This is a genomic window from Kitasatospora sp. NPDC091257, assembly GCF_044757675.1.
In the GTDB taxonomy this organism is placed as follows: domain Bacteria; phylum Actinomycetota; class Actinomycetes; order Streptomycetales; family Streptomycetaceae; genus Kitasatospora; species Kitasatospora lactacystinica.
The window spans coordinates 1-8,913 of record NZ_JBIVVI010000243.1; the positions used below are offsets into that span (position 1 = coordinate 1).

Sequence of the window (8,913 nt, forward strand, 5' to 3'; positions counted from 1 at the left end):
CCTACCTGCGGCCGGGGAGGATCCGGCCCAGGTGGTAGTGCAGGACGGCGGTCGCCTCGGCCGCCGTCCGCTGCTTGAGCAGCACGCTGAGGCCCAGGCCGGCGGAGGTGGCCAGCAGGACGACGGCCTCCTGGCGCGCGTCCAGGTGTGGATCGGCTGCTCCGGCCTGCTGGGCTGCCGTCAGTTGGGCCGCCAGGAAGGCCTCCATCTCGTTCGGGGCCGCCAGGAACGGCTGTCCGCCGAGCGCCGGGTCGGTGACGGAGAGCACCGCGTACTCGGTGTAGATGAGGTGGAAGGCGCGGCTCTCCTCGTCGGTGGGGACGGCCTCCAGGAGCACCGCCTCGATGATGCCGCGCGGGTCGCCCGCGGCGCCGCTCTCGCGTACGCGCCGCTGGACCCGTTCGCCCATGCGGGCGGCGAGGCGGGTCATGGCGGCGAGCAGCAGCTGCTCCTTCGTGTCGAAGTAGTACTGCACGAGCCGAACCGACACGCCCGCCTCGACGGCCACCGAGCGCATGGTGACGGAGTGCAGGCCGCTGCTCGCCGCTGAGCGGAGCAGCGCGTCGATGATGTGGGCCCGCCGTTCCTCGTGATCCACCAGCTTCGGCATCGGGTTCCTTTCGGATATTTTTGTGGTACAACCATACCATCAAACAGGGAGGGATCATGACCAGGACCAGCGTCGGACACTTCGTCAGCGAGGCGGCCCGGGCGAAGTTCCTTGCGGCGTACGACCGGGCGATGGAGCTGTGGCCCGGTCCGCGCCAGGAGCTCGACGTCGAGACCGCGTACGGGAGCGTCCACGTCCACCGCTACGGCGCCACGACCGGCGAACCGATCGTGCTGCTGCACGGCCACGCCGGGCACCCGTCCAACTGGTACCCGCAGATCGCGGCGCTGGGCGAGCACCACCCCGTCTACGCGATCGACACCCTGGACGACCCAAGTCGCAGCGTGCAGCGCGTCGTCGCGGCCGGCTCGCAGGAGAACGCGGCCTGGCTGGGCGAGGTGCTCGCCGGCCTCGGGCTGGAACGGGTCCACCTGGTCGGCGTCTCCTACGGCGGCTGGCTGGCGCTCAACCAGGCCGTCCACGCGCCCGAACGGCTGGCCTCGATCACGCCGCTCGACCCCGGCGGGATCGAGAAGGTGCCCGCGCGGTTCTACGCCCACATGATCGGCGGCCTGTTCGGGATGCTCGCCCCGCGCCCGCTGCGCCCGGCGGTCGGCCGGCTGCTCGCCAACCCGGCGCTGAGCGCGCCACGCGAGATGATCGCCCCGCTGATGCTCGCCATGCGGAGCTACAAGCCGTCCTCCCGTCCGCCGGCCCGGCCCTTCACGGACGAGGAGTTGGCGTCGATCGAGCTGCCGGTGTTCGTCCTGGTGGGCAGGCGCAGCGCGCTGCTGCGACCGCGCCAGGTGGTGGAGCGCGTCACCCGGCTGATCCCGGGCGTGCGGGCGGAGATCCTGGACCGCGCCGGGCACGGGCTCAACCTGGAACAGCCGGAAGCGGTCAACGAACGGCTGCTGGGCTTCATCGGCGCCGTCGGGCGGTAGCGACGGGTGGTAGCCCAGGAAGGCCCGAAGGGCCCCCGCGCGCGGTGGAGGGCCCTTCGAGGTTGCTTGCGGTGCGTCAGGAGAACAGGCGGGCGTCGTTGTTCGCCGCGGCGTTGAGCGATCCCGCGTACCCGTTGTCGAAGGGCACCCAGAGGCCGTCGCTGATCTTGCTGACCCACACCGTGTGGCCGGTGTTGTTCACGATCGAGGCGGCGTTGTTGTACATCGTCACCCCGTAGCCGGAGCCGTTCGCGTAGCGGGCGAACGTGTAGTTGTGCAGGTCGAGGTTCTGGTTCGGCGAGAAGTTGTCGAACGATCCCCAGCCGTTCCCCGGTGAGTTGTAGTACAGGCAGACGCTGCCGTTGGGGCAAGCCTCCACCCCGCCCGGACCTGCGGCGTAGGCGCTCCCGGTGGCCATGGCCACCGCGCCGGCCGTCAACGCCGCCACCGCCGCGATGCTGGCCGTGCGCCGTCCGATCTTGATGCGCATTCCGTACTCCCGTCCCAGTCGACAGTGCAGGAAGGCCGGGCGGGCCGAGTCCCGTGCGGACCACTGCCCCCCGAGGCCTCGAACAGGCTGGCACGGGTGCCCCGTTCGCGCTACGGTTGCGCGCGGTTCCGCTTGTGAACAGATCTGGAGGGCGCCGGCTCGGGCTCAGGCTGCTTCGGCCCGGCTCGCCGCGGCTGCCTCCGGCCGCGCGAGCCGGATCGGCCTGGCGGTGACATCCGGCCGCCTGGAGAAGTGACGCACGGCCCGCCCGGGAGACGCGAGGGTCATGCGCGTTCGCCCGTCGACGCCGATGACGTGGGTCCGGCCGCCCGAGTCGGCGAGCCCCCAGGCCGCGACCCACCCGTCAGCGTCCTCGCCGTACACCTGGGAGTACCGCGAGATCCTCCCGGCCGGAGCACTCGACCTGGCCGAACTCGAACATCACACGCAGACGATGCGGATCGTTTCAGTGGTTCACATCCCTGGTCTTCTCCAGACCCCTGAGCATGCTCGCGCCCTATTTCGGGACGTAGTCCCGCCGTTGTCCCCGCCCGAAGTGGAACACCTGGTATCTCATCGCATCAAGCGACAGGCGGTGCTCTTCGGCGAGCATCCGATTCCGCTGTCGGCCGTCGTCCATGAGACTGCCTTGCGTATGGGCTTTGGTGGCCCGGAGGTTGCCCGTGATCAGCTCGAATACCTGATGACCATGAGTGAATACCCGCACATCGACCTGCGCGTCATCCCGTTCGGCACCGGTAGCTATCCCAGCTCCGGGGCCGGGATCGTGTACTTCGCCGCAGAGGTCGCGCGGTTGGACCGCGTCCAGGTCGATGGGGACCGATTCGAGTTCATTGACACTGAGCCGCAGCTGATCAAGTATCGAGCCGTATGGGATCGGCTGGAGGCGAGTGCGCTCAAACCCGACGCGTCCCGCGACCTGATCCGCCGTACCGCCCAGAGCATGTGAGACGGGAAGAATCATGGCCGTTCAGAGCTGGCAGAAGTCCTCGTTCAGCGGTGACACTGCTAACTGCATCGACGTCTCAGCAGTCGCCGACGTCACCGTCAGGATTCGTGAGAGCGATGACCCCGACACCGTCCTCACCACTTCGCCCGGCGCGCTCGGCGCGCTCTTGCTCGGCGTCAAGGCTGGGGAGTTCGACCACCTGACGACGTGACCTGTGCGGAGTGCACCTTTTGGCCCGTGCCCCAGGTGTCCTGGGGCACGGGCCGACGTCATTTCCCGGTTCGCGTGAGAAGTCGACCAGGTCGACTTCTCACGCGAACCATCGGGAGGATCCCGGCGCAGGTCGGCGGCACTGATCGAGCTCGCGGGCGCGATCGGGGCGTACACGGGGTTCCTGGTGGCGTACGCGGGCTGCTCGACGCTGACCTGGGCGGTCTGGCTCCGGAGGCGGCGGTGACGGCGGCGGTGACGGGGTGGGGCGCCGGGCGATGGGCTGTTGGTATGACGTTCGGGACGGTCCGGCGAGCGGGCGAGCCGCCGGGCGGTTAGCGTCGGCCGCAACACGTTCTCGGACCGGGAGGTTGCAGTGCAGCGGTGGATCATCCTGACGGTACTCACCTCGGCGCTCACCGGCCTCACCGGCGCCGCCGTACCACCCGCCCTGGCCGACGATCCGACCCTGACCTCCGAAACCCCCGTCACCAGCGTCACCCTCGGCGACGCCAGGATCGACGCCAGGCTCCCCGGCCGGATCCGGGTGGAGGTCGACTACCTCTGCACCGTCGCCGACGAGGCCCGCTCGCTCACCGTCACGGCGGAGCAGAAGGACCCGGAGGACACCTCGTCGATCGCCTTCGGCTCCAGCCGGACCGCGGAGACGGACGTGATCTGCGACGGGACGCCGCAGACACGGCTGATCGTCGTCCAGTCCAAGACCACCAACTGGCTCCCGGACGTCGACGCCGTCCTCACCGCCACCGTCTCCAACATCGGCGCCAGCCCGACGGCCGCCGCCGACGCCAAGCGGGTCAAGCTGGCCACCACCGCCTGATGCGGTCGCCCGTCCGGGCCGCCGCCCTGCTGCTGCTCGCAGCCGGTCCCCTGCTGACCGGCTGCATCAGCTCGTTCGTCGTACCGGGCCCGGAGGAGACCACCAGCCCCGTCGTGGCGCCGTCCGCGCCGTCCTCTCCGGCCCCGTCGCCCACCCCCTTCGCGGGAACGGTGACGATCCGCGACTTCTCCTTCGAACCCGACAATTTCACCGTCGGCCCGGGCGCGGTGGTGACCGTGACCAACACCGGCACCACCGCCCACACCCTCACCGCCCAGGACGGCACCTTCGACACCGGCCCCCTCGCCCCGGGCGCCGGCGCCACCCTGACCGCCCCGAGCCAACCGGGCGCCTACGCGTACCTCTGCACCTTCCACCACTTCATGCGCGGGATTCTGACCGTGGCGTGAGGGGCGACTGCCCTACGCTCGTCCCCTGCACACGGGGAGGGTACGAGGGATGGCGGACCACACGGCGAACACGGCGAACGGCCCGGTGCACGGGACGGTCGTGCAGGCCGGGAACATCGAGAACCTCTTCCTGGACGGGAGCCGACCCCCGGCAGCGTCCGTCCGGGCCGACACGTGGGTGGATCTCGTCGCGAAATCGCCCACCTGGCGGCACGTACGGGAGGACCAGGACACCGAGCCCTACCAGCGCGTCGTACTGGAGGCCGTCGGAGAGCTGGCCCGGCTTCGCGACTCGGTCGACACGACGGACGACCCCTGGCAGGACCCGGGCATCGCGGAGCGCTTCGCCAAACGGGTCGGCTGGCTGCTCGGCGAGGAGCCGCTGAAGCTCTACCCGGCCGAGGCGGCACTGCTGGCCGTGCTCCCGTTCCTCTACCGGGTCCGGTCGTTGAACCTGGCGGCGGCGCGGGCCGCTGTCGGGCCGACCGACCTGGCGCCGTCATCTGAGCCCGACGCCGACCGATCGGCCTACGAGCAGTTCATCGAGTCCTACGACCTGCTCGTCGGCCGCACCCGGACCCGCCCCGCCTCCGCCGTGCCGCTCGGCTGGTGGCTCTTCCACCGCTGGCTCGACCAGCACGAGGACCTCGCCGACCCCGAGGGCGTCGGCGAGATCCTGGACCGACTCCCGATGCTCGCCGACCTCGGCGAGACCTTCGCGACCAAGCGTGTCTGCGCACTGCTGCACGGCCTGCGCCGGGGCCCCGACGTCGGCAACCGCGACTACCTCGCCGGGCTCAGCGCTGACGACCACCTGCGGGCCCCGGGCGAACAGCACGTCCGGGAGCCGAGGGTGGCGTTGCTTCTCGCGCTGGCGTACGGGACCGCCATCGAGATGACCGCCCTGCCCGAGATCGTGGCGGAGCACCTCGGCATCCCGGACGAGGTCGACCTCGCCGACCTGCGCCGGACACTCGAACTGGCAGTCTGGGGCGGCTCCTACGACCTTCCCGTCCTGCGCGCGGAGTGCCACCACGAGGCGGTGGTCGAGGGGCTCCGCGAGTACACGGCCCGCGCCGACGAACTCCTCCACGCCGTCCGCCGCGTCCTCACCGAACACCCGCTGCCCACCCGTCTCACCTCGGACGAGGCCGGCCCCGCCGCCGGCGCCTTCACCGGCTGGGCCCGCTTCCGGATGGACGAACGCCGGGTGCGCAGCCTGCTGATGGGCGTCGAGCTCTACCGCGACCGGGACCTGGCCGTCCGCGAGCTCTACCAGAACGCCCTCGACGCCTGCCGGTACGCCCGGGCCCGCGTGCAGTACCTGGACCGGTCACGGACCTTCCGCCTGGGCCCCCTTTCCTACGACGGCCGGATCGAGTTCCGCCAGGGAGTGGACGAGGACGGCCGCGCCTACCTGGAGTGCGAGGACAACGGCGTGGGAATGGGCGAAGAGGAGTTGCGGGGAGTCTTCTCCAACGCCGGCGCCCGCTTCGCCGAGCAGTTGGACTTCAAGCTCGAACGCGCCGAGTGGCGCAAGGTGGATCCGCCCGTCGAGCTGCATCCCAACAGCCGCTTCGGCATCGGCGTGCTGAGCTACTTCATGCTCGCCGACGAGATCCGGGTGACGACCTGCCGCCTGGACGCCTCCGGCCAGCTGGGCCCGCAGCTGGAGGTCTCCATCTACGGCCCGAGTCACCTCTTCCGCATCGCCAAGCGGTCCGAGCAGGGCAGCGCGCCCGGCACCACCGTACGGCTGTACCTGCGGGAGGACATCGAGCTGACGGAGTCGTGGTCGTGTCTCGACGTCTTGGAACGCCTTCTGGCCGTTGCGGAGTTCGCCACCTCGGCGGTGCACCGCGACCGGACGGCGATATGGGAGCCCGGAGTCCTGAAAGCACGGGAGGCGCCTCAAGAAGAGAGCTTCTGCTTCAGTGCCTGGGGCGGGATGACGCCCTGGGCCGAAGCCCCGGAGGGCGCGCAGGTGACGTGGTGCGAGCACGGCGGGGCCCTGCTGGTGGACGGTCTGGTGGTCGAACCGGAGGTGGTGCGTGGGGTCATCACGCCGCGCGGACTGCCCGGCGCCGTGGTGAACCTCACGGGAGGACTGTCGCCGGGCAAGCTGTCCGTCGACCGCCGTCGCATCATCAGCGACCTGTCGGACACGGTCGGGGGGCTGTTGGAGGCTGCGGTGGCCGAGTTCGTGAGCGGCGACTCGGCCGTGCTGAGCATGGAGTGGATTCACCGGGTGACGGGGGAGAACTACCAGTTCGCCGACCTGGTGGCAGTCGAGGTCATCCGGCAGGGACGACCGCTGGAATTCGGCGGGGTCGACTACGAAACTCGTCGTACCGGCTGCTTTCTCGCGGACGGTGACGTCCTTGCGTGGTTCGAGAACGCCGATGGACCGACCAGGGAGAGCGTTGCGGGGAGCCTTCCGGACAACGTGGCGCTCTGGCGGATACTGGCCCACGAGATGGAACCTTCATCACCTGAACTCGCCCAGATCTGCGCGGAGTTGATGGGGGAGAGGAGGGTGCGCCCGGCGATCCCCTCCGACATCGCCGTTCTGGCGCCGGTCGTCGAGCACGACCTGAGGTCGTGGTCCTTGGCGCATTACGGCGACGGCTGGCTTACGAAACTGTCCCGCGATCTCGGTGTCACGTCCGAGACCGCTCGTGCCAGGGCCGCCGAGTTCGGCATTCCCCGTGAAAGCGGTTCACACTTCCGGGAGGTGGACGGCCACTGGTTCGCACGCGTCAACGACCTGCTGGTCATCGCCGATCTGAGAGGAATTCCAGCGGCCGCTGCGGCGGGCGTCTGGGAGGGCGCGGGCCGACAGGTCACCCGCGAGGTGCTGGCTCTCGCCACCGCTGTCGACACCGATCCGATCTTCCTCTGGAAGCGCTCCGGGGGTGGAACGTTCTGGGGCGGGCCGGAGCCGGGAGACGAGGTCCCGCTGGGATTCCTGGTCAAGTCCGGTCGAGTGCACGGGATTCCGGTCGGACGGGTCGCCGAAGCCATGACGAGGTACGGTCTTGAGGTGGATGCGACGGGCCTGCCGCCGTTCCCCTCGGATGAGACCCTGATGCTGTTGAGCCGGAACCTCAACGGCACCGGCCCGTGGTTGACGCGGTCGGAAGGGATTCCGGTGGATCACCTGCTCTGGGCGGAACAGGACTTGGGGATCGCGCCGCGCCGGGCTGTGGAGGTGCTCGGGGCTGCCGGGTTCCGGGTGCCGCGCATGCCGAAGGACGCCTGTCCGGCGGATCTGGAGCTGTTCATGGACAGGGGGCGGCGGAGTGACGTGGCCGACCTGACCTTCAGGCGGCTGTTGGAGCTGCCCGGATCGAGGAACTGCTCACTGCGCGAAGTCCTCGACCGCTTCAGGGCCTATGGCGTGGAGGTCCCGATCGTTCTGCCGGACGAGTTCACCCGCCTGGACGAGGAGTTGTTCTCGCCCGACAGTGCGATGAGCTGGGGCAACCTGCTGCTGGGACACGTGGTGCCGTTCGCGCGCTTGATCATGGGGGCTCGGAAGCTGCAACGCCAGCCCGGAGATCTGGCCCGCCACCTGAGGGCCCGCGGGATCGTATCGTCCTGTGACGACCTGCCGGCCGGGGTCACGGTGGATGAGGCGGTTGAGCTCCTTGCCGGAGGTCAGCCCTGGTCGGTCGACATGCTGTGGATCAGCAATGTCGACCTGGCCGGGCTGCTGAAGCTGTCACTGAAGACGGGACATCCGATGGCTCGGATCACCGACTGGTACCGCGAGTGGGGCATCGACGCCCCCGACCCTGCCGAGCTGATCCGCGACGCCCTCGCCCGCGTCCCCATGGCCGACCCCTCCTGAGCACCGAATCCACCCGTGAACAGGGCTGCTGCGATCCGCCTCCTTGTTCTACAGTTCTGTAGAACAAAACGAACGGTGATCGGGGACGAGCATGGACAGGTCGCTTCGGCTGCCGCAGCAGGATCGGGCGGACTTCGAGACGGAGCTGGGGCGAGCACTCTCCGCGCCGCAGGTGCGGGCGGCGCTGCGGGCCGGCGGGGACGAGGCTCGGGGTTCGGAGCGGTTGCGGCGGGCGGCGCGGGAGAACGCGGAGTTCGTGCTGGCCGCGGCGGCGCCGGAGTACGAGCGGTATGCGGCGTTGCGGGCGGACGCCGATGCGGTGGCGCGGCTGCCGGTGGCGGCGCCTCCCCGGGAGCGGGCGTCGGGGTGGTGGGGGGTGCTGGGGGTGGTCGTGCCGATCATCGCGGTGACGGCGGCGGTGATCTTCTTGCTGCTGGGCCTCGTGCTGGGGCTGGTGGAGGACCTGGAGGTGCTGGCGCATGCGCTGGTGGAGGCCGAGTGGGTGTCGGCCGGGGTGGCCGCGGTGAGTCTGCTGGTGGGCGGGCTGGGGCTGCTGGGGGCGGCCCGGGCGAGGGGTGCGGAGGC

8 protein-coding genes and 1 pseudogene are annotated in these 8,913 nt (G+C 70.1%); 7 read left to right on the forward strand and 2 right to left on the reverse strand.

Going from position 1 to position 8,913, the window contains the following annotated elements; all coding sequences use genetic code 11:
• Window position 1 precedes the first annotated feature (1 nt).
• On the reverse strand, window positions 2-610 hold the full coding sequence (locus ACIQOV_RS14130; protein WP_401048450.1) for a TetR/AcrR family transcriptional regulator: 609 nt from the start codon (window positions 608-610) through the stop codon (window positions 2-4).
• A gap of 56 nt (window positions 611-666) precedes the next feature.
• Between ACIQOV_RS14130 and ACIQOV_RS14135 the strand changes: the two genes are divergently transcribed.
• Window positions 667-1,554, forward strand: a complete 888-nt coding sequence (locus tag ACIQOV_RS14135; protein WP_401048452.1) for an alpha/beta fold hydrolase — start codon at window positions 667-669, stop codon at window positions 1,552-1,554.
• Window positions 1,555-1,630: 76 nt separating this feature from the next.
• On the opposite strand, the gene ACIQOV_RS14140 is transcribed toward ACIQOV_RS14135, so the two are convergent.
• A complete protein-coding gene (locus tag ACIQOV_RS14140) occupies window positions 1,631-2,044 on the reverse strand; it encodes a peptidase inhibitor family I36 protein (RefSeq protein WP_401048453.1) in 414 nt (137 codons plus the stop codon).
• A 286-nt stretch (window positions 2,045-2,330) separates the two neighbouring features.
• Here ACIQOV_RS14140 and ACIQOV_RS14145 point away from each other — a divergent pair, with 286 nt between their 5' ends.
• The 6 genes and pseudogenes from ACIQOV_RS14145 to ACIQOV_RS14170 all read left to right on the forward strand — a co-directional run.
• On the forward strand, window positions 2,331-3,014 hold the full coding sequence (locus tag ACIQOV_RS14145) for a DUF5753 domain-containing protein (protein WP_401048455.1): 684 nt from the start codon (window positions 2,331-2,333) through the stop codon (window positions 3,012-3,014).
• Between the two features lie 13 nt (window positions 3,015-3,027).
• Window positions 3,028-3,225: a DUF397 domain-containing protein gene (locus tag ACIQOV_RS14150; protein ID WP_401048456.1), complete on the forward strand. Its 198-nt coding sequence runs from the start codon at window positions 3,028-3,030 to the stop codon at window positions 3,223-3,225.
• Window positions 3,226-3,600: 375 nt separating this feature from the next.
• On the forward strand, window positions 3,601-4,065 hold the full coding sequence (locus tag ACIQOV_RS14155; RefSeq protein ID WP_401048458.1) for a hypothetical protein: 465 nt from the start codon (window positions 3,601-3,603) through the stop codon (window positions 4,063-4,065).
• Window positions 4,065-4,475: a cupredoxin domain-containing protein gene (locus ACIQOV_RS14160; protein ID WP_401048459.1), complete on the forward strand. Its 411-nt coding sequence runs from the start codon at window positions 4,065-4,067 to the stop codon at window positions 4,473-4,475. The genes ACIQOV_RS14155 and ACIQOV_RS14160 overlap by 1 nt, the downstream gene beginning before the upstream one ends.
• A 49-nt stretch (window positions 4,476-4,524) precedes the next feature.
• Window positions 4,525-8,328, forward strand: a complete 3,804-nt coding sequence (locus tag ACIQOV_RS14165; protein ID WP_401048461.1) for an ATP-binding protein — start codon at window positions 4,525-4,527, stop codon at window positions 8,326-8,328.
• Between the two features lie 91 nt (window positions 8,329-8,419).
• Window positions 8,420-8,913: pseudogene (locus tag ACIQOV_RS14170) on the forward strand (hypothetical protein); the annotation flags it as partial.

What these genes read in the sequence shown, in the direction of transcription:
- ACIQOV_RS14130 (WP_401048450.1), bottom strand. Translation starts at nt 610, where the DNA reads ATGCCGAAGCTGGTGGATCACGAGGAACGGCGGGCCCACATCATCGAC.
- ACIQOV_RS14135 (WP_401048452.1), top strand. Translation starts at nt 667, where the DNA reads ATGACCAGGACCAGCGTCGGACACTTCGTCAGCGAGGCGGCCCGGGCG.
- ACIQOV_RS14140 (WP_401048453.1), bottom strand. Translation starts at nt 2,044, where the DNA reads ATGCGCATCAAGATCGGACGGCGCACGGCCAGCATCGCGGCGGTGGCG.
- ACIQOV_RS14145 (WP_401048455.1), top strand. Translation starts at nt 2,331, where the DNA reads ATGCGCGTTCGCCCGTCGACGCCGATGACGTGGGTCCGGCCGCCCGAG.
- ACIQOV_RS14150 (WP_401048456.1), top strand. Translation starts at nt 3,028, where the DNA reads ATGGCCGTTCAGAGCTGGCAGAAGTCCTCGTTCAGCGGTGACACTGCT.
- ACIQOV_RS14160 (WP_401048459.1), top strand. Translation starts at nt 4,065, where the DNA reads ATGCGGTCGCCCGTCCGGGCCGCCGCCCTGCTGCTGCTCGCAGCCGGT.
- ACIQOV_RS14165 (WP_401048461.1), top strand. Translation starts at nt 4,525, where the DNA reads ATGGCGGACCACACGGCGAACACGGCGAACGGCCCGGTGCACGGGACG.